Raw genomic sequence first — 24,566 nt, 5'->3', positions numbered from 1 at the left:
AACCCCCACACGGGACGGCTTTGGAAAGCCTTAAGAGTACAAGCCAGAAAGGAAAAGATGCGTCGAAGGCCCGGGTGGTGTAGTGGCCCATCATACAACCCTGTCACGGTTGTGACGCGGGTTCAAATCCCGCCTCGGGCGCTTTCTAACGGAACAACGATTCACGAGCGGTGCACCCGCTATTTCCGTCTTTGTGCAAACGGGAATTTGGATTCGGCCTTGAACACTACCAGATAGAACAATAGTTCGTGTGTGGTGGGTCCATCTCTCAACCTCGATGGAAGCCGAATTCTGTCTCGGGCGTTTCTTGGCTGAATGCCGATTAGCGATCCGAGTCAATCATACAATTAAGATCCAGTAATATATCACGCACCGAAATAGTCAATAAGATGGAATCGAGTCTATTTCAACGGATGTCAGAAGAGAGAGGTAACACGAAAGATAGAGGTGATAAAACAGAGGCGAAGATAATCCACGAGATGATATCCTATGGATATAGCGTTTCAATTCCGTTCGGTGACAACGACAAATACGATTTGATAATAGACGATATGGGAGATTTATATCGAGTTCAATGTAAAACCGCATGGCAGAACAAAAAGAAAACGATGCGGTTCAACACTCACACCCAAACGACAAAGGGTGGGAACTATCACGAGAACACGTATGATGGAGAGATAGATGCGTTTGTTGTTCGGTACCCTGGAAACAAGAAAACCTATTGGATAGCGATCGACGAGGCAACCGAGCAAAAGATGGAACTTCGCTTCGAAGGGAAAATAGACCATCCGTCGATCAACTGGGCAGAAGAGTACGAGTTCGACGGAGAAATCCCTCCGAAAAGTGGATCGTAACGGAACCCGAGATAACGGGTACCAAAGGACGACGAAATCGACACCCCTTAATAAGTCCGGGGGAAAGAAGAAGATGCGTCGAAGGCCCGGGTGGTGTAGTGGCCCATCATACAACCCTGTCACGGTTGTGACGCGGGTTCAAATCCCGCCTCGGGCGCTTTCTAACGAAACAACGATTCACGAGCGATTGCTCTGTCTCAGTTTCTATCGGTCGAGAAGATTTGAACCCTGCAAATCGGAGTTAGTCGAGAACCGTCAACCGGGTTCGGTAGACGACGATATAGGCGGTCAGAGAGGCCGCGACCCAGACTATCGCTCGTGGAACCGGGTTACTCCCGGCTAACGAAAGCCCCGAGACGAGTATCACTATCATCCCGAGGAGTCCCCACCCGAATGTGGCGACGGTAAGGACGAACACGTATTCACCGAGCTGTCCGAGCGACCAATCGCCCGCAACCATGGGATACGCTCCACCGACCGCCAGCACACCGATAACCAAGCCGACTGTCGAGGCCGAAGCCGGCGACCCGAAAACTGCGTTTCCGAGCGAGACCATCGGATACAGCACAATTATGAACCCGAACACTGCCAGAAGGAAATCAACGGTCGCTGATACCCACGAGACCAATCCTCGCTCGGCAGTTCCCATATTTACAGTTCATATCGAAGCTACGAACCATTTGGGGTCGATACGGAATCTGAAAGTGAGAAGGGGACACAAATAATCGGATGTCATGATAGATACGCGCCCGTATCCAGCAGGATCACTGAATCTCATCACCGCGGGGGGATTTCTACAAGGCCACATTTTGTGAACGACCGAGACACATCCCCGTCGAACTGACCACCCGGCATCGTTCGACGGGCCAAACCTATAGGAATCATGACGACGTGACAAGAGAGCGGGGGAAACGAATGGCGCAAATGGGGGAGACGGGTTCGACGGGACGTGACGGATGAACGGTCGAGCCGTCATTTCGATAGGACTCCTGCTGCTGGTCGTCCACGGGGGACTGTGGATGGGAACCGCAAATCCGACGAGCGGGGCGGCTATCGAACAGGAAGCACAGGCACCGACGGGTCAATTCAGAATCGTATCGGTCGCCTCGAACGTACCGATAAACGGGACCGGGAACCTCTCCATCACGTTCGAGAACACCGGGGAGGACGTTTCGAACGCGAGCATCTCGGTTCGGTCACCGAACGAGAGCGTTCGGTTCGGACCATCACAGACCGCCCGAAAGCAGGTCGGAAACTGGGCGGCGGGCGAGCGACGGACGGTGAAATACAGCCTCCTCGCGGAGGAGTTCGCCGAAGTCGAGAACTACCCGTTCGAGGCGAACATCTCGTTCACGGCGGGGGACGGCTCACAGAGGCGGGCGGGACCGTACACGTTCGGCGTACAACCGAGCGAGCGGATTCGACTGGAGCGGTTCGAGGTGACGTCCATCTCCTCGAACGTGCAGGCGGGCGATACGGGAGTGATATCGGTGACCGTGGAGAACACGGGGCGGGACGTGAACGACGCCATCGTGTCGCTTCGGTCCGCGAACGAGCAACTCACGCTCGGCCGGTCGCCCAACGCCAGCCAGTTCGTGAACGAGTGGTCGTCGAACGAACGGCAGACGTTCCAGTATCGGGTGACGGCGAAGAACGATACGGTCGGCGGGAGCTACCCGTTCAGCCTCTCGATTTCGTACCGGGAGGAGGGGACCAGGAATCAGACGGAGCCGCATCTCATCGGCATCATTCCCGACCCGGAGCAGTCGTTCTCGTTCGATACCGTGACCAGCACGTTGCGCGTGGGACAGGAGGGAACCGTGTCCGGGACCGTGACCAACGAGGGACCACAGCGCGCGCCCAACGCCGTCCTCGTCCTCACGTCGCAGGGGGAGAACCTCTCGCCGAAGGAGACGGAGTACGCGCTCGGGTCGCTCGATGCGGGCGAATCGACGCCGTTCGAGTACCGAATCGACGTGAGCGACAGCGCCGACCGCGGCCCGCGACAGCTTTCGTTCGTCGTTCGATATCAGAATCAGGACGGCGACCCGCGACAGAGCAATCCGCTCGACGCGCGGGTTCCGGTCGGCCCGCGACGGGACGAGTTCCGAATCGACGCGAAACGCGCCTCGGTCGAGGCGGGATCGACGGCGACGGTTTCGCTCGTCGTCACGAACAACGACGACCGAACGGTGCGGAACATCGACGCGCAGGCGTTCGTGGACAGTCCGTTGACCATCAACGACAACGGTGCGTTCATCGAGAAACTGGAACCGAACGAATCGGCGACCATCAGGTTCGACGTGAGCGCCGACGGGGGGACGCTCCCGAACGCGTATCCGATGTCGGTGGACTTCCAGTACGACACGCCGGACGGGGAGACGAAACTCACCGACACGTACGAGGTTCCGATTCGGGTGACGGCCCCGAGGCAGGAGGGTGTGCTGTCGTTTTCGAGCGGAACCGGGGGACTCGTCGCCATCGTCGTGCTTGCCGTCCTGCTCGTCCTCGTCGCCGTCTTCGTCATTCGACGGCGGTGAGTTCCGATGGTGGACTATCAACGCGTCATCGATTGGCTCGACGTGTGGATAGCCGACCGATCGAAGAGGGTGATACTCGTCTTTCTCGTGCTGACGGTCGTCCTCGGTACCGGGCTCGTTCGCGTTTCGACCGAATCCGGGACGAGCCAGTTCACCGAGGACAGCCCGGCACAGGAGGCGTTCGACGCCGTAAACCGCGAGTTCACGCCGCCGTTCGCGGCGGAGAACGGGAGCACCCAGCTCATCCAGACCGGACGGAACGTGCTCTCGAAACCCGAACTGCTGGCGATGTTGAAGGCGCAGTATCGCCTCGAACGCCGCACCGAATTCCGCGTTTCCTCGACGACGAGCGCGGCGAGAATCGTCGCCGGGACGCTCAACCCGAACGCGACGACGCTCGAAGCGCAGATTCGAACTGTGCGGCGTGCGACCCCGACCGAGGTCGAAACCGCGGTTCGGCGGGCGGCGACGAACCCCGGCTTCCGCGCCCTGTTGAGCAAGGATTTCAACCGTCGGTCGGCTTCCGCGTCGGCGACCATCGGCATCGTCGAGCACGAGATTCCGCGCGGGTTGGCACAGCAGGCGGGTGCCGAATCGAGCGGCGACGACCCGCTGACCCGGATTCAGGTTCGGTCCGAATCGGTCGTCGGAAGCGTCGATAGCGACATTCGGGTGTTCGGGAGCGGCATCATCTCGTCGGAACTATCGAACGTCACCTTCGACTCGCTCATCATCGTCACACCCGCCGCCGCGGTGCTGATACTCGTCTTTCTCCTCTTCGCCTACCGCGACCCGCTCGACCTCCTCCTGGGCGTTGTCTCGCTGGTGATGACCATCATCTGGACGTTGGGGTTCATGGGGTGGATCGGCATTCCGTTCACGCAACTGCTCGTCGCCGTGCCGCCCCTGCTCCTCGCGGTCGGTATCGACTACGGTATCCACGCCATCAACCGCTACCGGGAAGAACGCGTCACCGGGTTGGACATCAGCCCTTCGATGCGTCGGACGACCGACCAGCTGCTCGTCGCGTTCTTCATCGTCACGGGAACAACCACGTTGGGCTTCGCGTCGAACCTGACGAGTCGCCTCCAACCGATTCGCGAGTTCGGGTTGGTCGCTGCGATTGGCATCGTGGTCACGGCCCTCATCTTCGGCATCTTCCTCCCCGCGGCAAAGGTCACGGCTGACCGGTTCCGGGACCGTGTCGGGCTTCCCGTGTTCGGGCTTCGACCGCTCGGCGAGGAGGGGTCCGCCTTGGGACGACTCCTGCAGGGGAGCGTCACGCTCGCCCGCCGGGGCGCGCCGGTCGTTCTCGCCGCCGCGCTCGTCCTGACGGTCGTTTCGGGCTACTACGCGACCGGCATCGACACGTCGTTTTCGAACGAGGATTTCCTTCCGCCGGAGCAGACGCCGAGCTATCTCCAATCGCTTCCCGAACCGTTCGCGCCGGGAACGTACACCGTCACCGAGACGACGAACTTCCTCGACGAGAAGTTCGCCGCCGTACAGGGGGATACAGTGACGATATACGTGCAGGGGCCGCTCCGCGAGGATTACGCGCTCGAATCGATTCAGCACGCCAACCGAAATCCGCCGAAGTCCTTCGCTCAAGCGGACAGACGGGCGGAGTCCGAAAGCATCATCACCGTCATCCAAAATTACAGCCGTCAGTCGGACGAGTTCCGACAACTCGTCGAACGAAACGACATCGACGGCGACGGCGTTCCCGACGATAACCTCGGACAGATTTACGACCGGTTGCTCTCGTCCCCCGCTCGCGGGCAGGCACTCCAGTACATCACGGAGGATCAGCGGAGTACACAGGTCGTCTACACGATGAAAAGCGGCGCGTCGCAGAACGCCATCACCCGCGACGCCCAGCAGGTGGCCGACCGCTACCGTCTCGACGCGACTGCCACCGGCGAAACGGTCGTCTTCCAGTCCATCGCGGCCATCATCTTCGCGTCCGCGCTTCGAAGCCTCGCCACTGCACTCCTCGCCACGGCCATCTTTCTCGCGTTCGTCTATCGCGTCCTCGTCGGCCGGGCCGCGTTCGGCGTCATCAACCTCTTTCCAATCGTCGTCGCGGTCTCACTCCTCGCCGGGACGATGCGGTTACTCGGCATCCCGTTCAACGCGCTGACGGCGACAGTGCTCGCCATCGCGCTCGGGCTCGGGACCGACTACTCCGCCCACGTCGTTCACCGATTCACCGACGAATTCGAACACGAGACGGACGTGTTCGCCGCCCTTACGCGCACCGTCCGCGGAACCGGGGGCGCGCTAACCGGCAGCATGCTCACCACGGTCGCCGGGACGGGCGTCCTCGTCCTCGCCATCACCCCCGTTCTCGGCCAGTTCGGACTCGTGACCGCCCTGAGCATCTTTTACTCGTATCTCACGGCGGTCCTGTTGACCCCCTCCGTCATCGTCGTGTGGGAGCGGTATTTCGAGTAACATCCACCTTCCCTTCGAACGCCGTGGCTGCAGTACAGTTATTCCGATGCCCACCGAACGTGCGGGAGATGTACGGCGAGATACTCGTTCCGACCGATGGCAGTCCCGAAATCGAAGACGCCATCGCGGAGGCGCTCGACCTCGCGGCGTCCACGGGCGGGCGGATACACGCGGTGTCCGTCGTCGATACGCGCGAGTACAGCACCTTGTCGGATGCCAAGTGGCTCACCATCGAACGCGACCGAACCGAACGAGGCGAGAGCGCGATTGCGGACGTTCGAAAGCGGGCGGACGAACGGGGCGTTCCGGTCGAAACCGAACTCCTGCGAGGGATTCCTCACGAGGAAATCCTCGACTACGCAGACGAGAACGGCATCGAAGTCGTGGTGATGGGAACGCACGGCCGAAGCGGGGTCGAACACTTCCTGAACGGAAGCGTCACCGAGAAGGTCATCCGCAATTCGACCCTGCCGATACTGGTCGTTCGCGTGACGGCGTGAGCGGCAATCTGCGGGGAATCAGCAACCAACGGGAGACTGACAACAGGTGGGAAACGAAGGGTCCGCACTCAACTAGCCGAGGAGTTGGACGACGCCCCACGCCACCGCGATGGCGATTCCGGCACCGGCGAGGTTGCCGAAGGCGTTGACGGTCGCGCGCAACCGTTCGCCGGTCTCCCACAACCGGAAGGTCTCGAAGGAGAACGACGAGAAGGTCGTAAACGACCCGCACGCGCCGGTCCCGAGCAGCAGCGCCAGTTGGTTGTCGATGGAGAGGAACGTGAGGAGTCCGAGGACGAAACTCCCCGCGACGTTCACCGTGAACGTCCCGATTGGGAATTCGTCGGCATCGACCCGTTCGCTGACGAAATGGCGACAGAGCGCCCCGATTGCGCCACCGGTCCCGACGATGTGCGCGGGGTCGAGCGAGGTCATTCGCTCACTCCCCCGTTGACGAAGCGGGCGAGCGAGCGGCCGAGCATGACGCCCAGAAACCCGAGGCCGTAGTTGGCCACGACGTTTCCGACCATCCACAGCGGCGACGCCGCCTGCGTCGTCTGAACGGCGAACGTGCTGTACGTCGTAAACGAGGAGAGGAATCCTGTGCCGACGACGAAGTGCGTTTGGTCGGCGAGGTAGCCCATGTAGATGGCTTCGTACAGGATGAAGCCGAGCGCGAAACAACCCGCGACGTTGGCGATGAGCGTCCCCGTCAACCCGGGTTCGACGAGGCTGACGAAGTACCGGAGGTTCGACCCCGCGAATCCGCCGACGCCGATTAGCAGCAGGACTTCTATCGTGTGGAGTGGATGTTTGCTTCCCATATCTGTCGCTCTCGAAAAGGAGTCATCAGCCGACGCGTTCGGCGGTTGGGGAAGGCGGACTCCATCGCCCAGTTAGTCCGGTACTCCTTATCGAACGCACTTAACGGACTCGAAACGACCCGGCAGTCACCGACTACTCGACGATTCTCGGTTGCTCGATGGGTATCGTCTGCCGGCGGTCACCCGTCTGCCAGTTCGCTCGCGCTCGGACTGCCGCCGCCGTGTTCGACGCGCCGCGTTCGAACCTGCACCGCGTGGACGCTTTCGGTCGCGTCGTCAACGACCAGCGCCGAACCGGGCGTCTCGGGCATTCGGTCGGCGAACGACCCGTGCATGTACGTCGGGCGAGCGCGGGCGAGGGCTTCACGGTCGGCCCGCGAGGTCAGACGGTGGGAAACGAGTAGGTCGGACTGTGAAACCGCCACGTCGGGGAGAGCGGCCGGGCGCTGTGTTGCGGCGACGAAACTGACGCCCGGCCGCCGTCCGCGCGTCACGATGGTTCGAAGCGCCGGTCCGGCGATTCCGTCGAAGAAGGCGTGCGCTTCGTCCACGACGAGCCACGGAAGCGTCGCCACGGATTCCGTGACCCGAGCGCGATACAGGTCTTCCGCAACCGCCCGAACGACGGCGTTCATCGGTGCGGCGTCGTAGCCCGAACAGTCCAGTATCGTCGCCGCGGACTGCCTGTCCGCGGCGGTGAGTCCGTCGGGGGAAAACACGTCCCACGAATCCGCGAGTACGAGGTGATTTCGGGCCGCCCGGCGGGTCGCCCGCGCCACGTCGGCGTTCCAGACGTACTCGTCCATCGCCGCGAGCGTTTCCGTCTTCGCGGCCGCCTGCCACACCAGCGACCCGACGGCACTCTCGTGGTCGAGACCGAGGAGTTCGCACCACGCTCGCGGCGAAAGCGCGTTCGCGGAGACGCGCGGCTCCTCGATAACCGAGAATCCCGGAACGTCCGCGAACATCCGAAACGCGCCCATCGGGTCGGCGACGACGGGAGAAACGCCGTCCGCGCGTGCGAGTTCTTCGACCAGCACGCCGAGAGTGTAGGATTTCCCGTAGCCGCGTTTGCCAACCACCAACGCGGCGTGCGGGCCGTCCAAATCGATTCGAACAGGTGCACCCGCGCTGCCGTCGCGTGCCCGGTAGGTTCCGAGTGCACCCGAAACGCCGCCGTCGCCCGTCCGACCCAGAACGTCCGTCATGTGGGGTGCTGGTCCCGACTTCCGATATAAACCCTCGGACGAAGGTTTATATTCGAAACCAGAACCACTCCGGGCCATGTCTGTGCGTCAACGGCTTCGGACGAGGCGAACCAACCGCAAACTGCAACTGTTCCGGTCGGACGACCGAGCCATCGAAGGACTGCCGATTCGGCTGGTCATCGCGCTCGTCGTGGGGGTCGCCAGTTTAAGTGTCATGATGAACATGCTGTCGGGACTCAACGGATTGGCGGTGAGCGAACTCGACGCGAAACCGACCCCGGAAGTAGTTCAACCGGGCCACCAGTCGGTCGATATCTCCGTCATCGATTCGGACGGCAAACCGGTGTCGGGGGCGACCGTCGTCGTGAAAGGGGACTCCGCCACGTTGGAACACATCCAGACGGCGACGACCGGAAAGAACGGAGGTGCGACGCTCTCACTCGACCCCGAACTGGGGCCGAATCAGGAGGACGGAACGCTCGAAATAGACATCAAACCACCCGCTGGGAGCGAGTTTGCGGACAAGCGAGCGAACACGCAAATACTGGTCGTTGCCGACTAAGAATTAGCTGTATCCGTCCCAGTCGATCCACTCGTGTTCCCAACCGTGGCGGGCTTGGGCGTTGCGGTCCGCGAACTCGCGGTCCTCCCGAGTAGTGCGGTTGCGCTCGATGGTGTCCGACTGCTCGCCATCGACGAGGAGCGGGGCGAACGCGACGGTGCCGAACTCACGTCCGATGTCGGGAGTTCCGTCCGAAGCGCGTTCGACGGCGGTCAACCGCTGTATCCCTCCGCCCAGCGGAATCACCAACCGGCCGTCCGCTGTCAGCTGTTCGACGAGGGTGCGCGGCGGTTCGATGGCCGCCGCCTCGACGAGGATGCGGTCGAACGGTGCGTACTCGGGCAGGCCATCGGCACCGTCGCGGCAGTCGACGAAGACGCCGCCGTAGCCCGACGAACCGAGGTTCTGCCGCGCCTCGTAGACCATGGTTCGCGTGATATCGACCGCGTGGACGTTCTGCTCGCCCACGATTTCGGCCAGCACCGCGGACGTGTAGCCGACGCCCGCACCCACGACGAGGACGGAATCGTCCTCACGAACGTCGAGAGCTTCCATCAGTCGGGCGACGGTGCTCGGGGACAGTATTCGCGTCCCCCGGTGGTCGAACGACCGGTCGGAGTACGCGCCGTCGCTGGCTTCGAGGGGGACGAATTCGTGACGAGGGACCGTTCGGAGCGCGAGACCGACGTGCTCGCTCCGGACGAGCCCCTTCATCTCGTGTTCGAGGCTGGCGACCATATCGTCGCGCAGCACCGTCGGTTCCATGAATCCGGTTTGGGGTCCGACGTTCTTCAATGGCGCGGCCTGTAGCCGACGATGGCTTGCTGGTTCGTTCCCGGAACGTCCCGAATCTCGAAGTCATCGAACCCGGCGTCATCGAACCAGCCTTCGAACTGGTCTTCGGTGTACGTATCGCCGTTCTCCGTCTGTGCGAGCATGTGTGCGCCGAACAGCGCCGCGTCGTCGGCCCACCCTCGAACCTTGTCGATGAAGACGGCGACGCCGCCGGGTTCGAGGGCGTCGTAGACGTTCTTCGAGAGCGCGCGGTTTTCGGCCGGACCGAGCGCGTGTGCGACCCGCGAGCAGAACGCGAGGTCGAACCCGGTCGGAAGGTCGTCGGTCGCGTCGCCGGGAACGAGTTCGATGGGTTCGTGTTCGAGGAACGTCCGGTCGACATCGATGACGTCGGACTGGTCGAACAACGTCACGTCGTAGCCGCGATGGGCGAATTCCTTCGAGAAACTACCGGGGCCGCCGCCGATATCGAGGACGCGCTCCGCGTCGGGGTTCTCGTGAACCGCTTCCGTGACACACGTCCGAACCGTCGCGTCATCGATTGTCGCCATCGCGCCCATGAAGTTCGCCGTCCACTCGTCGGATGGCTCGGGCGGACGTCCGGTTCGCATCGTCTCGGGAAGCGCGAACCAGCGGTCGAGACAGTCCATCTGGTGTGGCACCGTCCCGATGGAACGCACGTCCGTTTTGGCGAACAACCCGAGCGCCCGGTTGGTCGCCTCGTATTCGCCGTCGACGCGTTCGAGAAAACCCAATTCGGTCATCGCGGAGAGCGTGATTCGGGCGGCGCGCTCGGTAACGTCTGTTTCGGCGGCGACTTCTGCGGGCGTTCCGGCGCGGAACATGACGGCATCGATGATGCCGGTCTCGCGGGCAGCCCACAGTAAACAGAGTTCTCGGTAGTCCATGCCTGAACGACGATTGCGAGGCGAAAAAAGCTAGGTGCTGGCGCGGTCGATTACCACGCGGACCACGCGGTCGAACCCTCGTCCTCGGCGTAAATCCGTTTCACGTCCTTGGCGAGCACGGCGTCGCCGTCGAAGTCGAGACGGTCGTGGTCGTAGCCGGAGGCGTCGTCCGTGACGAGGATGCCGTCGATGGTGAACTCCTCGTCCGCCAGTTCCTCGGTTTCGCCGACGACGAACTCGTAGTCGCCGGGAATGCTCACCTTGACGCTTCGGGAATTGTCCCGACGGCCGTCGTTGGGGTGAATCGTGACGTTGACGCTCACGTTGTCCACGGCGCGCGTCCAGATGGTTTCGACGTCGGGTGCGAGCGATTCCTCGACGCGGCGATTTTGGTCCTGTTCGAGGCTGGTAATCCTGACGACGAAGATGGCCTCGTCGGTTTCGAGGACGAACTCCTCGCCGACGGCGAGGTTCTCCTCGACCGGAACGTCGGCCTTCGCGGTGAACGACTCGCCTTCCTGCGAGACGACGACATCTATTTCCTCGGTTGTCTCCTCCTCGATTTTCGTCTTGTGAACGTGGTCGCACTCTGTGCATCGTACCGTCGCCTGTCCACCCGGTTTGAGGACCTCGTGAACCGTCTCCAAATCGGGGGAACAGGATGGGCAGACGACTGCCACACGTTCCGCTGTATCGCTCATGGAGCGGTGTAGGGACTCGGCGCGTAAAAGTGCGTGGAGTTGGGCGAAGGGGGGTGTTCGATTGCCGTCGTCAATTTCGGTTCTCGCTGGAGAACGCTTTCTCGTAGACGACATTTTCACCGTCGATGATTCCCGCGGCGTCCTTGACGTGCGCAACGACGACCCGTGACGGGAGGTCCGATTCGAAGTTCACGCTGACCGTGTACGGGACAATCCCCAATTCGAGCGTGCAGACTCCGTGGGAGATATAATCGTCGAAGACGGCCACCGTGAGCGTATCCGATCGTTCGTCGTACCGGAGTGATTTGAGCTCCGTCTCCTTGCACGACCGTCCACCGCTTTTAACCTGTCCAAGCACGCGAACTCGGTTTTCGGTCGAATCGAATTCGACCGTGGCGTAATTACCGAACTGCTTTCCAGGGTCGTAGTTTTCGTCGTCGAATCCCTTCGTCACGTCTACCAGTTCGAATTCGTGTTCAGTTATCGGGGGATCAGTTCGGATGGAAAAGTCCTTGTCGCGGCGATAATCGAGTTGCTGTGCGACGACGACGCCACCGCCGACGAGCGGAAGGGAGATTCCAGCGAGGAGCGTGCGACGGTTCATACCATCCACTACCCCCCATGAAGTAACAATTTTGTGGTGAGTGAGACGAGCGCCGTCCGGTTGGAACATCCGCGTACCGAACTCGGTCGAACTCACCCGTCGAAATACAACTCGTAGTGGTTCGCACACCCCGGATTGAACGCCGCACCGCAGTCCGGACAGCGCGAACCGCAGTCGAGGTACGCGGTAATCGTCATTTCCGCGCCGCAAACGCCGCACAGCACCGCCTCCGTGTCTTGTTCGTCTTCGGGCCACGGTTCCCGCGGATGGTCGGCAACCGCGTCGTGACACCGAAAGCAGGGATAGTATTCCTCACAACACGCGAACCGAATGGCGATTACGTCCCGCTCGGTGTCGTAGTGCGCACAACGGGTCTCGGCGTCCACATCGACGCCGTGGATCGCGGTTCCGTGGATGATTCGCATCGCTCGACCGTTTTAGGGCTGTGGCAGTTCGACCTCTTCGCCATCAGCGTACACCGTCGGTTCCCGAATGATGCCGTCCAAGTGAAGCGGGGCGTCCGTGTCGCCGCCGATTCCCGCGTCGTCGCCGATGGCGATGTGGACCGTTCCGCCAGCCTTCTCGTCCAGTAGGACGGAGCCGACGAGTTCGGACACCGCGACGTTGGTTCCGATGCCGAGTTCGGCGAGGTTGTAGGCGTCTTGGCCGACTTCCTCTGATGCAGTTTCGACCTGAGCGCGAATCTCGTCGTCGCTGATACTCGTGACGTAGCCGTCCTCGACTTCGAATTCGAGGGTTTGTCCCTCTTCGAGGAGGCCGTGCGGGCGCATGGTTCCGTCCACGACGTAGCGGCCGTTGACGTTCTCGGGGCTGACGAACACCTCGCCCGCGGGGAGGTTGGTGAAGTCGCCGGGGTCGTGACAGAGGCCGGTGTCGTCGTACCACTCGCGGTCGCCGGGTTCGAAGGTGATGTCGGTTCCGGCCTCGGTCGTGACGCGGATTTCCTCGGCACCTTCGACTTGCGCGAGCACGTCCGTGCAGTGCTGGTCGATGGTCTCGTAGTCGGCCGCGAGTCCGGTGATCATCACTTCCTTCGTGATGCCGGGGAGGGTGGCAATTCGCGCGCCTTCCTCGTTCGCGTCTCCTCGGGCGCGCGTGTGGCTGAGGCTTTTCGTGGTCGGCGCGAGAACGACGTCGGCGGCGGCCATCGCGGCGGCGACGGAGGCGGGCGGCTCCTCACCGTGCTGAGTTCCGACGGGATAGCGCGTAATCGTCACGTCGTCGGTAATCTCGCTCGCGGTATCGTACAGCGCCTTGCCGATGTCCCAGCGCTTGTCGTCGGTGATTATCGCACACGATTCGTCCGCTTCGAGTGCCATACACTGCTCGACGGCGGTTCTCGCGGCGTCGTCCAGACTCATACCAGGGCGGTTGCGCTCCGGGGCGGTTAGGTGTTCCCTTTTAGTACGGTCGGATGCGCTATCTCTCGGTTCCCCGAGAGGTGAATTCGCCCGAAAACCCGCGAATTACTCGCTATCGAGTTGTTTTCCTGCATCGTCGCTCGAAACCGTTTTAGTCGCGGGGGTTGGAGCGGCAGATGTACATGCTACAGGTCGGCATTAACGGGTACGGGACTATCGGGAAGCGAGTCGCTGACGCCGTTCGGGCGCAACCGGACATGGAAGTCGTCGGTGTCGCAAAAACCCGGCCCAATTTCGAGGCCGAGGGAGCCGTCGAGAACGGCTACCCACTCTACGCCGCTATCGAGGAACGGGCGGGCCGGTTCGACGACGCGGGAATCGAACTGGCGGGAATGGTCGAGGAACTGGTCGAGGCGGCCGACGTCATCGTCGACGCCTGTCCGTCCGGCATCGGCGCGGACAACAAATCGCTGTACGACGAGTACGACACGCCCGCGCTCTATCAGGGCGGTGAGGACGCGAGCGTCGCGGACACGAGTTTCAACGCGCGCGCCAACTACGACGAGGCGGTCGGCGCACAGCACGTCCGCGTCGTGTCGTGTAACACGACCGGGCTCTCGCGGCTCGTCGCCCCCCTCCGCGAGGAGTACGGGGTCGAGAAGGTTCGCGCGACGCTCGTCCGCCGTGGCGGCGACCCGGCCCAGACCGGGCGCGGTCCCATCAACGACATCGTTCCGAACCCGGTGTCGCTGCCGTCGCATCACGGCCCGGACGTGAAGACCATCTTCCCGGACCTCGCCATCGACACGCTCGGACTGAAGGTTCCGGCGACGCTGATGCACATGCACAGCATCAACGTCTCGCTCGAAGCCGAACCGGATGCCGAGGAGGTGCGCGAACTGCTCGAACGCCAGTCTCGCATCTTCGTGATTCCCGAGCACATGGACATCGACGGCGCGGGCAAGCTCAAGGAGTTCGCCATGGACAGGGGTCGGCCCCGCGGCGACTTCTGGGAGAACTGCGTCTGGGGCGAATCCGTCTCGATGGAAGGGAACGACCTCTATCTGTTCCAAGCCATCCACCAAGAGAGCGACGTGGTTCCCGAGAACGTGGACGCCATCCGTGCGGTAACGAACGCTGCCGACGCCGAGGAGAGCATCGAAACGACGAACGACGCGCTCGGAATCGGCTTCTAACCAACCGCTTCTGACCGTCGATTCGACGGTTCGTTTTTCGTGGGGCGACGGGACGGTATTCGTTCATACGCCCGAGTAACGCCGACAACTCGTGGAGCGGTCCTGTTATTCACTGCAGGGAATTGTGATAGATGTTAACATGGGACTTTTGAATTGTGAATTATCATCAATCAGCGCCGGATTCCGCCATTCGAAACACGGGACGAAACGTTTACCGACACGTATCCGCGACCGCGGCAGACGTCCTACGCCCCCGATTTTCCACGTTACCGACGTTTAGGTGCGAGTTCCGTCGTTCACAAACGGCGCAAACGGACTCAACGATGCTACCCGTTCATTTACGACACCCCCGATGAGGCATGATGGGTGGGGCGGACAGCACCGCTGACAGGTGGTGTCCAGTAACGGACTCTCCCGCCCGGAGAGAAAAACAATGAGAAAAGCACTCAAGATCCTGCTCACGATGACCGTCGTGGGAAGTTTGTTCGCAGTCGGATTCGCGGGTAACGCGGCGGCACTCGCCGACGACAACCAAGTACAAGTAAGCGGCCAGTACGCGAGTTCTGACGTCAGCCAGACCCAGTATGTCGCACAGGGTAACGCCAACTCGCAAGAGGACAACTACGCGGTTTCGGCCGCGGGCAGCATCGGTGGCGATGCGGAATCCGACGACGCAACGGCCATCCAAGCGAGCTACCAGAGCAACGAGAACGCGCAGGTCGCCTGGTCCAACGCCCAGAACTTCAACTGGCAGAACCAGGACGACTAATCGACACGTTCGCGGATAGCGGCATTTTTTCAGACGGGAGGCGAGTCAGCGTTCCGAAAGGTCGGACGTAAGTCCGATTCGTCGCAACGGAATCGGAACGGTTGACGCCTGTCCAAAACCTTTTGCCCGGGAAGGGCTTAGCCTCAGGTATGCGACGAGACGACCGCGACGACCCCTTCGACGATCTCTTTCGAGAGATAGAGCGCATGATGAACGATATGATGGGCGGCAACGTCGATATGCAGGTCGATACCGGCACGACCGGATTCGGTGCCGACACGCACGTCGACATCCACGAAGACGACGAACTGATCCGCGTCATCGCCGACCTCCCCGGCGTCGAGAAGAACGACATCGACCTCAAATGCGACGGCGAATCGATGACCATCAGCGCCGCCAGCGACCACCGCGAGTACGACGAGCGCATCGCGCTCCCGGCGCGCGTGGACGAGAGTTCCGCGAAAGCGACCTACAACAACGGCGTCCTCGAAGTCACGTTCGAGAAGACGGACGAATCAGCGAACATCAGCGTCGAGTAGTCCGAACGAGTTCGGCGAGGCGGTCGTAGAATCCATTTTCGTACTTCGTTTCCGCGTCTATCGTCGGCCGCGCGTTCGTCTCGTTGACGACCACCCGGTCGCCGACGACGAGCAGGTCGACGCCGCAGAACGGAATCCCGAGCGTCTCCGCCGTCCGTTCCGCGATATCCCGGAACTCCTCGGATAAGCGGACGCCGCGCGCCTCGGCACCGCGGTGGACGTTGTGCTTCCAGCGTCCGGCCGTCAGCGCGTCCTCGGGCAGCCGCCGTTCGACCGCGCCGACGTACTCGCCGTCGACGACCATCGCGCGGTAATCGACGGCCGCCGGGAGGTACTCCTGCACGAGGAACGATTTGTCCCCCGTCGCGCGGTAGTCGTGGACGAGGTTCAGGTAGTCCACCACGCCGAGGAAGGAATCAACGTCGTCCACTTTTGCGATTCCGGTCCCCCGCGTCGTGGAGTTAGGTTTCACCACGACCGGCGGGTCGAACGCCTCGAACGCGTCCACGAGGTTCGCCTCCTCGACGGGGTTCGAGACGACGACGGTCTTCGGGACCGGAATCCCCGCTCGGTCGAGTCGGGCGATGACGCCGCCCTTGTTCCGCGATGTGAGGACGGCCTCACGGTCGTTCACCCACGGGACGGCCAACAGCCCATCGACCACGCCGCCCTCCATCATTCGTGACGGGTAGACGAAGCCCGCGTCGAACTCGTCGGGACCCCACGGCGGGTCGGCGAGGTCGAACGTCCGCGACTCGCTCGGAACGTGGCGGACCCTGATTTCGCGCTCTGCGAGCGGGTCGCGGAGTCGCTCGAACGTCTCCTTTCGATAGGCGACCGCCAAATTCAGCATTGGCTATGGGTTGGCGTCGGCCGATAAAAAGTTCGCCCGTCTCGTTCGTGTGTCTGTCCTGTCCGTCCCGTCCATCCCATACGTCTACTCCGTTCGCCCGTCCATCTCGTCCCGCTCCGCCGTCCTCACTCGACAACTTCGAAGCGATGTCGGTACACCGTCGCGCTGTCGTCCCATTCGAAGTCGTCGTGGGCGTGATTCAGGCGCTCGCGGTAGGCGTCCAGGTCCTCCGAGCCTTCGGCTTGTGCGTCCTCGTCGGTTAAATCTCCGAGTTTCCGCTCGCTCACTTCGACGACCTCGAACGTCTCGCCGTCGATGTCGAAGGTGTCGCCTTCCTCGGCGTACGGGTTGCCACGGTGGAGTTGCGAGATTCGACCCGCCGTGACCGCTTGTTGGATGTGTTCGGACGGAAGTATCGTGTCGGCGTCTATTTTCGCCATGTTCGGTTCTTTGTGCTCCTCGCAAAAGTCACTCCCGGAGGACCGCTCTGATTCGAAGGTTCGTTCCGCATACCGATGGATTGGCACACCGAACCGGTCCCGTTCCCCTGCAACCGAATCGAGCGCGGTCGTGGCCGAGATCGTCATCGAATTTCGTCTGACGAGCGTGCGGAGAGCATTTGGTGACAGATTCAATTCGGCAGTGTCAGCGGATCAAAGCAACTGCTCACGAGTCGGGGACTCGGGACAACGGATTCACTCCGCGAATGAGGCGACCGTCTGATTGAACTTTTCGGCTTCTTCCCAGAAGGGGCAGTGTCCGCTCTGGTCGAACCGTACGAGGGTCGCCTCGGAGAGGTGATCCTCGAGCCACCCCCCGACATCGGTTGGGAAGATATCGTTCCGTTCGCCGTAGAGCAGCAGGACCGGGACATCGATAGTGGATAACACCGGTCGGAAGTCGGCATAGACGACATCCAGGAAGATATCGATGGCGACGCTCGTCGGTGTCTTGGTGGTCTCGGCGTACATCTCGTCTATCGTGTCAGCCGTCGGTGGTTCGCTGAACATTGACTCGAGGAACGACTTTGCAATCGATGGACGATTGTACGTGAGGTTCGTCGCGATATCGATACCATCGATACCCGAGAACTTACCGGGAGATCCGTGTGGCCAGTCGTCATCGTACTGTAATTTTGGACTCTGATCCACGAATACGGCCCTCGAGAGTCGATGGCTTCCAAACTGGTCGAGATATTCGAGAAGGACTGCTGTCCCCATCGACCAGCCCACGAGGGTAACGTCGGTGAGTTCGAGCGTCTCGATCAATTCCCGAACGTCCCGTGCGTACTGTGCGAGGGTGTGGCCTGCATCAGTCTTTCCAGAGAGTCCATGTCCCCGAAGGTCCAACGCTACGACTCGATGGGATTCTGCCAACACATCGAAGTTCTTCTGCCACCAGTACTCTGCGTTCATCATCCATCCGTGGACGAGTAGAATCGTCTCCCCTTGCCCCTTATCTTCGTAGTAGATCGGCACGCCATCGTGGATCTCAAAGTATGGCATCGCGGACTGTATTCTCAACTGACACAGCCATAAACATCCCGGGAACCGGTCAGGCTCCGAATGTTTCGAGCGGGTTCGTCATCGACGATGAATCGAGAACGGTTTCCTCACCCTCGTACCGGCCACGTTCGCGTCGCCGTCGAACCCAATCCAATCACTCTTTCAGCACGCCGCCGATGGCACCGCCGATGGCGCTGTCGAGCGCCAGCAGGAACGCGACGAAGACGGCCGCGAAGAAGAGGCCGATACCGCCGAACAGCGACCCGACCGGGCCGCCCGCGAGGCCGCCGACGATGGTTCCACCCAGTCCGAGGAACAGGGCGACGATGACGCCGCCGATGGAACCGGCGAGCAGGCCGTGCCAGAAGCCGCTTCCCAGTCCGCCGCCGGCGACGTAGCCAGCGGCGAAGCCACCGGCGAGTCCCGCCGCGACGTGTCCGATTCCGGGGAGGGCGAACGCGACGATGCCCGCGAGGACGGAGACGACGAAGCCGACGAAGACCGCGTACCAGTTGGTCATGGGTACATACGTTGGAAGGCGGAAAACAAAAGTCTCTCGCCAAAATCGGCTCGCACGACGGTATGAACGCCCTTTTAAGGGGCGAGAGCATACGAATGCCCATGATTTTCGAGACCCTACCGACGACGCCCACGTCGGAGGAACTCATCGACAAGGCGTTCTCGCGGGCGACACGAGCAGGCCGGGCCAAGAGCGGCATTCAGGCCCAACAGTCCATGCTCCAAACCGCCTCGAACATCCTATCGGACAATCTGCAGAATATCGTCACCGCGTGGCCGGACTTCGAGGAAGTGGACCCGTTCTACTACGAACTGGCCGACGCCGTCGTGAACGTTGACGAGATTCGAAAGAGTCTGTCGGAAATCCAATGGGCCTCCCGCAAGACGAAGGACATCGGCCGCGAGTACCAAGGAAAACTCCGCGGCGACATCAACTACGCCCGCAAGGTGCGAAAGCAGGGGTTCGCTCGCCTCGCGTCCATCGTGGAGGAAGTCGAGGACGACCTCGACCGTATCAACGCGGCGCGAAACGACCTTCGGGACCTCCCGGACATCGACCCGGCCGACCCGACCGTGGTCGTCGCCGGGTATCCCAACGTCGGAAAGTCGTCGTTCGTCAACACGATAACCAACGCGCGCAACGAAATCGCGGAGTATCCCTTCACCACGAAGGGGATTCACGTCGGTCACTTCGAGCGCGACCACATTCGCTACCAAATCGTGGACACGCCGGGACTGCTCGACCGACCCGCGGACGAGCGAAACGGCATCGAATCGCAGGCGGTATCGGCGCTCACGCACCTCGCCGACTGCATCCTGTTCTTCGTGGACCCGAGCGCCTACTGTGGCTACCCGCTCGACGCCCAACTCGAACTCCGCGATTCGGTCGAAGAGCAGTTCGGCGACGTGCCCGTCCTCACCGTCTGCAACAAGTCCGACCTCTCGACCGACGTGGAGGCCGACCTGTACATGAGCATCGAGGAGGACGAGAACGTGACGGGAACGCTCGACGCGGCCGTCGAAGCCATCGGCTACGAACCCGAACTTCCGTTCGACGGATAAGACCGGTCGGCGAGTTCGGACGTTCAGGCCGACACGTCGTCCGTTTCGACGTACCGAATCTGAACCCCGACCGTGCGACCCGTCCGAGTGGCGATTCGGTCGTAGATTCGCTCGGCGAGATCCGGGTACTGCTCGCCCCGCGGACGACCGACGGTGACCACGACGCGATGTGGTTCGCGGAACGGGAGGTTTCGCGTGTAGGTAGTCTTGCCGAGCGGGAACGTCTGTCGGTACTGGACCTGCATCTGAAGCCGTTCCGCCTGCTGATACCGCGGCTGCTCGAAGACGTTCGTCACCGCCCTGTCTGCTCCCTGCTCGAACTGCGCGCCTTGATACGAGAAGTAGGTAACGCCGCCGAGAAAGACCGAAAGAACGGCGAGGGCGACGACGAGGGCCCCGATTCGTTTGATGGCCTCCTCTCGGGAGCGCTCCAGTTTGAACCAGTTCTTCGGCCGATACCCCATGTACTGGAGCGTCACTATGGCCGAGAGGTTGATGGAGAGGACGTTGACGAGGACGAGAACCCCAGCACTTAACGCGACCACCGGACTCCCCCACGCGATGCCGATACCGACGGCGGCGGCGGGCGGGATGAGGGCCGCGGCGATCATGACCCCGACGAGGGCGACCGATACGCCCGCGGCCAGACTGATAACGCCCGCCGAACCCGCACCGAGCGCGACGATGAGCGAGAGGAAATCCGGAGTCAGCCGCCCGCTTATCTGTGATATTGCCGTGATATCCGTGTTCGGTGGAAAGAGGTAGAGAACTCTGACGAAGAATGCGAACAACGTCGCGCTGGCGATGGCCACGGTGACGCCGAGCAGTTGCAGTTTGACGCCGCGGGTGAACAGGGCGCTTTCGTCCAAAACGGTGCCAACGCCTGCCGATAACGCCGGACCGACCAGCGGCGCGATGACCATCGACCCCACGACGACCGCCGGAGAGTCGAGCAACAACCCCGCCGTGGCGACGACCGCACTCACGACGGTCATGAAGACGAACGTCCGCAACCGCGGGGACAGTTCCCGCGCCGCGGTTAGGATTTCGTCGCGCGCGATGCGGTCCGCGCCGTTTTCCGCCTCGTAGCGTTTCGCCAGTTGTTCGAACTGTCGGGACGTATCCGTCTCGGCGTCGATGATGACCGTGTGAGCCTCGTCGCTCAGTCCCGCATCGTGAAGCTTGTCGATAACCGGCTGCACGGCGTTCTGCGGGAGCGGAAACGTCGCAATCGCGGTATAACGGCGACCACCCGTTTCGTCGGTCAGAAAGAAATCAATTCCCTCGGAGTCGAGCGTCTCGACGACCGTTTCTCGCTCGCCCGTCGGGATGGATACCTGTACGAGTCGCACAGTCACCGATGGGGTTTGCAGATTGATATAATCGCGGGCCGATAGTCGGTTAGTTCATATCAACATGTCAGTCAATTTCTCTCGATACCGCGGCGAGGCGCTTCGTCGATGCTGACGTAACGGATTTGAACGGAGACGTCTCGGCCCGTCCGTCGGTAGAGACGGGCGCGAAGCCGTTCCGCCAGTCCGGGATACCGTTCGTTCGTCGGTTTACCGACGGTAACGATGACCTCCCGTGGCCGATGAAACGGGACGGCGGGGTCGCGGTACTTCCGAGGAAGCGGAACGGACGGCCCGTACCGGACATCAACTTCGAGCCGTTCTCCCCCGGAGTATTGCGGCAGTTCGAGCAAGGCGTCGGTCGTTGTCCGAACGCTCCGTTCGAACTGCGCGTCCTGAATCGACGAGTACGTCACCCCGCCGAGGAAGGCCGACAGGAGGACGATAACGAGGATGAGGAGAGATACCCGTTTGGCCGTCTCCCAGTTGGAACGTTGGAGTTTCAGCCACTCTTTCGGCCGATAGCCCATGTAACGGAGCGTGAGGAGGGCGGAGAGGTTGATGGCCAACAGGTTGACCAACACGAGGATGCCCGCGCTGACGGTCACGACCGGTTCGCCCCACGCGATGCCGATGCCGACCGTGGCGGCGGGCGGGATGAGCGCAACGGCGATCATGACGCCGACGAGAGCGGTCGAGGCACCGGCCGACAGACTCACGATACCGGCGATTCCCGCGCCGAGCGCGATGATGAGCGACAGGAAATCGGGGGAGATTCGAATGGCGACCTCCGGAATTCGCGTCACGTCCGTCCCCGGCGGAAACAGCGGGATAAACCGAACGAGCGTGGCGAAGGCGGCGGCGCTCGCTACCGCGAGAACGACGCCGAGGACCTGTAACCGCACGCCACGTCGAAACAGGTCTCGGTCGTCGAGGACCGTTCCGATACTGGCGGACAGCGCCGGGCCGACCAGCGGCGCGATGACCATCGACCCCACGACGACCGCCGGAGAGTCGAGCAACAACCCCGCCGTGGCGACGACCGCGCTCACGATCGTCATCGTGACGAACGTTCGGAGGCTCGGCGAGAGTTCGCGGGCGTGGATGCGAATCTCCTCGCGGGCGATGCGAATCCGACGACCGCGTTTCGCGGTGTAGCGCTCGACGAGTCGCTCGAAACGCGTCGAGACGTCCACCTCGGCGTCGATGATGATGACGTGGGCTTCCTCGCTGAGTCCGACATCGCGGAGTTCGTCGATGACGGGTTGCACCGCGTTTTGCGGCAGCGGAAACGTGATAATCGCGGCGTAGTCCTCTCTTCCCCCACGTCCGCTCGTCTCCTCGGTGATGTAGTAGTCGATATCCCTCGCTTCCAGCGTTTCGATGACCAGCTCCCGTTCCCCCAGCGGGATGGCGATTTCCACGAGACGCACATCCCGAACACGACACACGGAACAATAAGTCCCGCCGCGTGAGACGGCGGAATTCCGCCGCGGGAAACAGCGGAGTCTCGCCGCGGGAAACCACGGCCGTTAAGCGTCGAGAGGCGAACGGACGACTATGTTCGAAAATCGACCCGGCAGGGACGCCGAAGTCGTGTTCGTCGGGCGCTCGAACGTCGGCAAGTCCACGCTGATGCGCGAGTTGACGGGCCACAGTTTCGAGACTGGCGGCAAGCCCGGCGTCACGCGCCAACCCAATCACTTCGACTGGGCCAGCGAGGATTTCATGCTCACCGACCTGCCCGGATTCGGGTTCATGTCCGGCGTCGAGGAGGACCGGCGCGAGCGGATAAAGACCGACATCGTGGAGTACATCGAGGAGAACGCCGAGAGGGTGTTGGTCGGCGTCCTCGTCGTGGACGGCAAGAGCGTCATCGACATCATCGACCGCCACTCCGGAGAGGACGAAATCCCGCACGACGTGGAGATGTTCTACTTCCTCCGCGAGGTTGGAATCCCCGTCGTCGTCGCCGTGAACAAGATGGACAAGGTGGACGACGAGGACGAGCGACTGAACGACCTCTGTGACCGCCTCGGCCTTCACCCGCCGTGGAAGCAGTGGCAGGACACCATCGCACCCATCAGCGCCAAGCGCGGAAACATCGACGCGCTGAACGAGGCCGTGAAGACCCACCTGCACGAACAGAAGCGCGACGACCTGTTCAAGTTCTTCTCCTAGGCGGGTTTTCGGCGACCGGTTGCGTAGCGATTCGTCGGGCACTGACCGGTTTGGTCCCGGTATCATATATAAAGATTTGGAGGAGAATCGGGGTGCGTTGACGGGGGACGTTCTCGAAAAACACCGCCACGCTCGCTACGAGTGGCTTCTGATTTTGGTTCTCGTTCGATTTCAGCTACGGAGACGACCCTGAAAGCCCCCGCCCGCAACCGCACCGCGACGGCCACTCCCCCCCCAACCGATTCCTTCGCATTCGCTCAGTCATCCCTCGCGTGATAACCAAGCAGGCCCTCGGCCGCGATGGTCGAGGGCCTGCTGGCGCACGCGCCGAGGTATTTTATGCGGATTCCCCTCGTTTCACGTTCGGATTTTCGCGTATCGATTCGCCAACGCTGTAGAGATACTAGAACACACTAAAGAGCACTGAAATATACTGAATGATACAAAATATCACCCGAGCAGTTTCGCCTCGGCTTTCCGCAGATGTTCGAGGAGCGTGGTTTTGGACACGTCCATCTCCTCGGCGAGTTCGGATGCCGTCACGTGCCGCGGCCAGTCGTAGTAGCCGCGCTGGCGGGCGAGTTCGAACACCTCGCGCTGGCGTTCCGAGAGGTCGTCGGTGCGGAGGACGCCAGCGCCTGCTTCGGCGGTTGCGACGTGACGGACGCGGATTTCGGCGTCCATCTCCTCGCAGACCGCCTCGATTCGGTCGTGCAGTTCGTCCTTCTCGACCTCGACGATGACGGTCCAATACTCACGCCCGCCGTACATCCGCACCGGTTCGTCGGGGATGAACCCGCGCGAGACCAGCGCGTCGTTGATGCTGTTGCCGAGGTCGTAGTGGACGACGATACCCCGGCTCGCGCTGCCGAACGCGATGGAGTCCTCGGTGGCGTGCGGATGGTCGGTTTCCCACACGGAATCGGTCAGGTCGGAATCCCGAATCGCCGCCACGAGTTCGTCCACCTCCTCGCGCGTGTTGCCGTAGACCGTGAACCGCCCGGTCGCCAGTCCGTCGATGGTGTGGACGCCGTGGCCGAGGAGTCCCGCCGCCCGGCCCTCGGTGACTTCGAGCGTCCAGCAGTCGGGATGCCAGATGTCGAGGGTCACCCGAAGTCCGGCGTGCTCCGCTGTGGTCATCTGATGTGATACACGGATGAGACGAGCAAAAACGTATGGCAAGGGGAATGACATACGTTGACATGGGCACGGCTCTGAAATCGGGACCGGGCGTCGGCCCCCCTTCTATGAAAGG

Annotated in this window: 27 protein-coding genes, 2 tRNA genes and 1 riboswitch; of the genes, 12 read left to right on the top strand and 17 right to left on the bottom strand. The window is 61.9% G+C overall.

Annotated elements, in window-relative coordinates; translation table 11 throughout:
* The first annotated feature begins 68 nt into the window (after positions 1–68).
* The 3 genes from B208_RS0113365 (at position 69) to B208_RS0113355 (ending at position 1,011) form a co-directional block, all read left to right on the top strand.
* Positions 69–141, top strand: a tRNA-Asp gene (locus B208_RS0113365).
* Between the two features lie 272 nt (positions 142–413).
* Complete coding sequence (locus B208_RS0113360; RefSeq protein WP_007979683.1) at positions 414–854, top strand: group I intron-associated PD-(D/E)XK endonuclease; 441 nt, start codon at positions 414–416, stop codon at positions 852–854.
* Between the two features lie 84 nt (positions 855–938).
* Positions 939–1,011, top strand: a tRNA-Asp gene (locus B208_RS0113355).
* 84 nt (positions 1,012–1,095) lie between these two features.
* Here the strand turns inward: B208_RS0113355 and B208_RS0113350 are convergent.
* The gene (locus B208_RS0113350; protein WP_007979685.1) at positions 1,096–1,503 is read right to left on the bottom strand and encodes a hypothetical protein; all 408 of its coding nucleotides are present in this window, start codon (positions 1,501–1,503) and stop codon (positions 1,096–1,098) included.
* Positions 1,504–1,810: 307 nt separating this feature from the next.
* On the opposite strand from B208_RS0113350, the gene B208_RS0113345 reads away from it, so the two are divergent.
* From B208_RS0113345 to B208_RS0113335, 3 genes are all read left to right on the top strand, one after another.
* The gene (locus tag B208_RS0113345; protein WP_007979687.1) at positions 1,811–3,394 is read left to right on the top strand and encodes a COG1361 S-layer family protein; all 1,584 of its coding nucleotides are present in this window, start codon (positions 1,811–1,813) and stop codon (positions 3,392–3,394) included.
* 6 nt (positions 3,395–3,400) lie between these two features.
* Positions 3,401–5,851: an efflux RND transporter permease subunit gene (locus tag B208_RS0113340; protein ID WP_007979689.1), complete on the top strand. Its 2,451-nt coding sequence runs from the start codon at positions 3,401–3,403 to the stop codon at positions 5,849–5,851.
* Between the two features lie 68 nt (positions 5,852–5,919).
* Positions 5,920–6,351 (top strand): universal stress protein, encoded by a 432-nt coding sequence (locus tag B208_RS0113335; RefSeq protein ID WP_007979692.1) that lies wholly within the window; start codon positions 5,920–5,922, stop codon positions 6,349–6,351.
* A 72-nt stretch (positions 6,352–6,423) separates the two neighbouring features.
* On the opposite strand, the gene crcB is transcribed toward B208_RS0113335, so the two are convergent.
* The 3 genes from crcB to B208_RS0113320 all read right to left on the bottom strand — a co-directional run bounded on the left by crcB (position 6,424) and on the right by B208_RS0113320 (position 8,383).
* Positions 6,424–6,786, bottom strand: coding sequence for a fluoride efflux transporter CrcB (gene crcB, locus B208_RS0113330; RefSeq protein WP_007979694.1), 363 nt, complete (start codon positions 6,784–6,786; stop codon positions 6,424–6,426).
* The gene (locus B208_RS0113325; RefSeq protein WP_007979696.1) at positions 6,783–7,175 is read right to left on the bottom strand and encodes a CrcB family protein; all 393 of its coding nucleotides are present in this window, start codon (positions 7,173–7,175) and stop codon (positions 6,783–6,785) included. Before B208_RS0113325 ends, crcB begins: the two co-directional genes overlap by 4 nt.
* A 9-nt stretch (positions 7,176–7,184) precedes the next feature.
* A riboswitch (Fluoride riboswitch) is annotated at positions 7,185–7,253 on the bottom strand.
* Positions 7,254–7,354: 101 nt separating this feature from the next.
* Entirely contained in the window at positions 7,355–8,383 is a 1,029-nt protein-coding gene (locus tag B208_RS0113320) for an ATP-binding protein (protein WP_007979698.1), read from the bottom strand.
* A gap of 76 nt (positions 8,384–8,459) precedes the next feature.
* Here B208_RS0113320 and B208_RS0113315 point away from each other — a divergent pair, with 76 nt between their 5' ends.
* Entirely contained in the window at positions 8,460–8,945 is a 486-nt protein-coding gene (locus B208_RS0113315; RefSeq protein WP_007979700.1) for an Ig-like domain-containing protein, read from the top strand.
* Positions 8,946–8,948: 3 nt separating this feature from the next.
* Here the strand turns inward: B208_RS0113315 and B208_RS0113310 are convergent, their stop codons facing one another.
* From B208_RS0113310 to B208_RS0113285, 6 genes are all read right to left on the bottom strand, one after another.
* Entirely contained in the window at positions 8,949–9,710 is a 762-nt protein-coding gene (locus B208_RS0113310; protein ID WP_026177843.1) for a protein-L-isoaspartate O-methyltransferase family protein, read from the bottom strand.
* 26 nt (positions 9,711–9,736) lie between these two features.
* On the bottom strand, positions 9,737–10,648 hold the full coding sequence (locus tag B208_RS0113305) for a class I SAM-dependent methyltransferase (RefSeq protein ID WP_007979706.1): 912 nt from the start codon (positions 10,646–10,648) through the stop codon (positions 9,737–9,739).
* Positions 10,649–10,698: 50 nt separating this feature from the next.
* A complete protein-coding gene (locus B208_RS0113300) occupies positions 10,699–11,349 on the bottom strand; it encodes an HVO_0476 family zinc finger protein (RefSeq protein WP_026177842.1) in 651 nt (216 codons plus the stop codon).
* Between the two features lie 70 nt (positions 11,350–11,419).
* Complete coding sequence (locus B208_RS0113295; RefSeq protein WP_007979710.1) at positions 11,420–11,953, bottom strand: hypothetical protein; 534 nt, start codon at positions 11,951–11,953, stop codon at positions 11,420–11,422.
* 92 nt (positions 11,954–12,045) lie between these two features.
* The gene (locus B208_RS0113290; protein ID WP_007979711.1) at positions 12,046–12,378 is read right to left on the bottom strand and encodes a CHY zinc finger protein; all 333 of its coding nucleotides are present in this window, start codon (positions 12,376–12,378) and stop codon (positions 12,046–12,048) included.
* A gap of 12 nt (positions 12,379–12,390) precedes the next feature.
* On the bottom strand, positions 12,391–13,335 hold the full coding sequence (locus B208_RS0113285) for an aminopeptidase (protein ID WP_007979712.1): 945 nt from the start codon (positions 13,333–13,335) through the stop codon (positions 12,391–12,393).
* A gap of 182 nt (positions 13,336–13,517) precedes the next feature.
* Here B208_RS0113285 and B208_RS0113280 point away from each other — a divergent pair, with 182 nt between their 5' ends.
* From B208_RS0113280 to B208_RS0113270, 3 genes are all read left to right on the top strand, one after another.
* On the top strand, positions 13,518–14,531 hold the full coding sequence (locus tag B208_RS0113280) for a type II glyceraldehyde-3-phosphate dehydrogenase (protein WP_026177841.1): 1,014 nt from the start codon (positions 13,518–13,520) through the stop codon (positions 14,529–14,531).
* A 433-nt stretch (positions 14,532–14,964) separates the two neighbouring features.
* On the top strand, positions 14,965–15,300 hold the full coding sequence (locus B208_RS0113275; RefSeq protein WP_007979714.1) for a hypothetical protein: 336 nt from the start codon (positions 14,965–14,967) through the stop codon (positions 15,298–15,300).
* Positions 15,301–15,449: 149 nt separating this feature from the next.
* Positions 15,450–15,839 (top strand): Hsp20/alpha crystallin family protein, encoded by a 390-nt coding sequence (locus B208_RS0113270; protein WP_007979715.1) that lies wholly within the window; start codon positions 15,450–15,452, stop codon positions 15,837–15,839.
* On the opposite strand, the gene B208_RS0113265 is transcribed toward B208_RS0113270, so the two are convergent.
* The 4 genes from B208_RS0113265 to B208_RS0113250 all read right to left on the bottom strand — a co-directional run bounded on the left by B208_RS0113265 (position 15,826) and on the right by B208_RS0113250 (position 18,717).
* Positions 15,826–16,692, bottom strand: a complete 867-nt coding sequence (locus tag B208_RS0113265) for an ATP-grasp domain-containing protein (RefSeq protein WP_007979718.1) — start codon at positions 16,690–16,692, stop codon at positions 15,826–15,828. The two genes, B208_RS0113270 and B208_RS0113265, sit on opposite strands and share 14 nt — an antisense overlap.
* 125 nt (positions 16,693–16,817) lie before the next feature.
* Positions 16,818–17,279 (bottom strand): ASCH domain-containing protein, encoded by a 462-nt coding sequence (locus tag B208_RS0113260; RefSeq protein ID WP_007979719.1) that lies wholly within the window; start codon positions 17,277–17,279, stop codon positions 16,818–16,820.
* A 108-nt stretch (positions 17,280–17,387) separates the two neighbouring features.
* Positions 17,388–18,197: an alpha/beta fold hydrolase gene (locus B208_RS0113255; RefSeq protein WP_007979722.1), complete on the bottom strand. Its 810-nt coding sequence runs from the start codon at positions 18,195–18,197 to the stop codon at positions 17,388–17,390.
* 154 nt (positions 18,198–18,351) lie between these two features.
* Positions 18,352–18,717 carry a DUF5518 domain-containing protein gene (locus B208_RS0113250; RefSeq protein ID WP_007979727.1) on the bottom strand — a complete coding sequence of 122 codons (366 nt, stop codon included), beginning with the start codon at positions 18,715–18,717 and terminating at the stop codon, positions 18,352–18,354.
* Between the two features lie 101 nt (positions 18,718–18,818).
* Here B208_RS0113250 and B208_RS0113245 point away from each other — a divergent pair, with 101 nt between their 5' ends.
* A complete protein-coding gene (locus B208_RS0113245; RefSeq protein ID WP_007979729.1) occupies positions 18,819–19,778 on the top strand; it encodes an NOG1 family protein in 960 nt (319 codons plus the stop codon).
* A gap of 23 nt (positions 19,779–19,801) precedes the next feature.
* Here B208_RS0113245 and B208_RS0113240 read toward each other — a convergent pair whose 3' ends face one another.
* Entirely contained in the window at positions 19,802–21,130 is a 1,329-nt protein-coding gene (locus B208_RS0113240) for a TIGR00341 family protein (RefSeq protein ID WP_007979730.1), read from the bottom strand.
* Between the two features lie 71 nt (positions 21,131–21,201).
* Positions 21,202–22,563 (bottom strand): TIGR00341 family protein, encoded by a 1,362-nt coding sequence (locus B208_RS0113235; RefSeq protein ID WP_007979731.1) that lies wholly within the window; start codon positions 22,561–22,563, stop codon positions 21,202–21,204.
* A 127-nt stretch (positions 22,564–22,690) separates the two neighbouring features.
* On the opposite strand from B208_RS0113235, the gene engB reads away from it, so the two are divergent.
* On the top strand, positions 22,691–23,311 hold the full coding sequence (gene engB / locus B208_RS0113230; protein WP_007979732.1) for a GTP-binding protein EngB: 621 nt from the start codon (positions 22,691–22,693) through the stop codon (positions 23,309–23,311).
* A gap of 450 nt (positions 23,312–23,761) precedes the next feature.
* Here the strand turns inward: engB and B208_RS0113225 are convergent, their stop codons facing one another.
* Entirely contained in the window at positions 23,762–24,451 is a 690-nt protein-coding gene (locus tag B208_RS0113225) for a helix-turn-helix domain-containing protein (RefSeq protein ID WP_007979733.1), read from the bottom strand.
* Positions 24,452–24,566 lie beyond the last annotated feature (115 nt).

The organism is Haladaptatus paucihalophilus DX253, assembly GCF_000376445.1.
GTDB classification, from domain to species: domain Archaea; phylum Halobacteriota; class Halobacteria; order Halobacteriales; family Haladaptataceae; genus Haladaptatus; species Haladaptatus paucihalophilus.
This window is presented reverse-complemented; position numbering and strand designations above follow the sequence as displayed.

Excerpts from the sequence above, each read along its gene's own strand:
- crcB (WP_007979694.1), bottom strand. The coding sequence starts at position 6,786 with ATGACCTCGCTCGACCCCGCGCACATCGTCGGGACCGGTGGCGCAATC.
- B208_RS0113315 (WP_007979700.1), top strand. The coding sequence starts at position 8,460 with ATGTCTGTGCGTCAACGGCTTCGGACGAGGCGAACCAACCGCAAACTG.
- B208_RS0113360 (WP_007979683.1), top strand. The coding sequence starts at position 414 with ATGTCAGAAGAGAGAGGTAACACGAAAGATAGAGGTGATAAAACAGAG.
- B208_RS0113300 (WP_026177842.1), bottom strand. The coding sequence starts at position 11,349 with ATGAGCGATACAGCGGAACGTGTGGCAGTCGTCTGCCCATCCTGTTCC.
- B208_RS0113285 (WP_007979712.1), bottom strand. The coding sequence starts at position 13,335 with ATGAGTCTGGACGACGCCGCGAGAACCGCCGTCGAGCAGTGTATGGCA.
- B208_RS0113255 (WP_007979722.1), bottom strand. The coding sequence starts at position 18,197 with ATGCCATACTTTGAGATCCACGATGGCGTGCCGATCTACTACGAAGAT.
- B208_RS0113290 (WP_007979711.1), bottom strand. The coding sequence starts at position 12,378 with ATGCGAATCATCCACGGAACCGCGATCCACGGCGTCGATGTGGACGCC.
- B208_RS0113265 (WP_007979718.1), bottom strand. The coding sequence starts at position 16,692 with ATGCTGAATTTGGCGGTCGCCTATCGAAAGGAGACGTTCGAGCGACTC.
- B208_RS0113270 (WP_007979715.1), top strand. The coding sequence starts at position 15,450 with ATGCGACGAGACGACCGCGACGACCCCTTCGACGATCTCTTTCGAGAG.
- B208_RS0113320 (WP_007979698.1), bottom strand. The coding sequence starts at position 8,383 with ATGACGGACGTTCTGGGTCGGACGGGCGACGGCGGCGTTTCGGGTGCA.
- B208_RS0113345 (WP_007979687.1), top strand. The coding sequence starts at position 1,811 with ATGAACGGTCGAGCCGTCATTTCGATAGGACTCCTGCTGCTGGTCGTC.
- B208_RS0113325 (WP_007979696.1), bottom strand. The coding sequence starts at position 7,175 with ATGGGAAGCAAACATCCACTCCACACGATAGAAGTCCTGCTGCTAATC.
- B208_RS0113295 (WP_007979710.1), bottom strand. The coding sequence starts at position 11,953 with ATGAACCGTCGCACGCTCCTCGCTGGAATCTCCCTTCCGCTCGTCGGC.
- B208_RS0113310 (WP_026177843.1), bottom strand. The coding sequence starts at position 9,710 with ATGGAACCGACGGTGCTGCGCGACGATATGGTCGCCAGCCTCGAACAC.
- B208_RS0113225 (WP_007979733.1), bottom strand. The coding sequence starts at position 24,451 with ATGACCACAGCGGAGCACGCCGGACTTCGGGTGACCCTCGACATCTGG.
- engB (WP_007979732.1), top strand. The coding sequence starts at position 22,691 with ATGTTCGAAAATCGACCCGGCAGGGACGCCGAAGTCGTGTTCGTCGGG.
- B208_RS0113335 (WP_007979692.1), top strand. The coding sequence starts at position 5,920 with ATGTACGGCGAGATACTCGTTCCGACCGATGGCAGTCCCGAAATCGAA.
- B208_RS0113275 (WP_007979714.1), top strand. The coding sequence starts at position 14,965 with ATGAGAAAAGCACTCAAGATCCTGCTCACGATGACCGTCGTGGGAAGT.
- B208_RS0113350 (WP_007979685.1), bottom strand. The coding sequence starts at position 1,503 with ATGGGAACTGCCGAGCGAGGATTGGTCTCGTGGGTATCAGCGACCGTT.
- B208_RS0113245 (WP_007979729.1), top strand. The coding sequence starts at position 18,819 with ATGATTTTCGAGACCCTACCGACGACGCCCACGTCGGAGGAACTCATC.
- B208_RS0113250 (WP_007979727.1), bottom strand. The coding sequence starts at position 18,717 with ATGACCAACTGGTACGCGGTCTTCGTCGGCTTCGTCGTCTCCGTCCTC.
- B208_RS0113305 (WP_007979706.1), bottom strand. The coding sequence starts at position 10,648 with ATGGACTACCGAGAACTCTGTTTACTGTGGGCTGCCCGCGAGACCGGC.
- B208_RS0113260 (WP_007979719.1), bottom strand. The coding sequence starts at position 17,279 with ATGACGATCTCGGCCACGACCGCGCTCGATTCGGTTGCAGGGGAACGG.
- B208_RS0113340 (WP_007979689.1), top strand. The coding sequence starts at position 3,401 with ATGGTGGACTATCAACGCGTCATCGATTGGCTCGACGTGTGGATAGCC.
- B208_RS0113280 (WP_026177841.1), top strand. The coding sequence starts at position 13,518 with ATGCTACAGGTCGGCATTAACGGGTACGGGACTATCGGGAAGCGAGTC.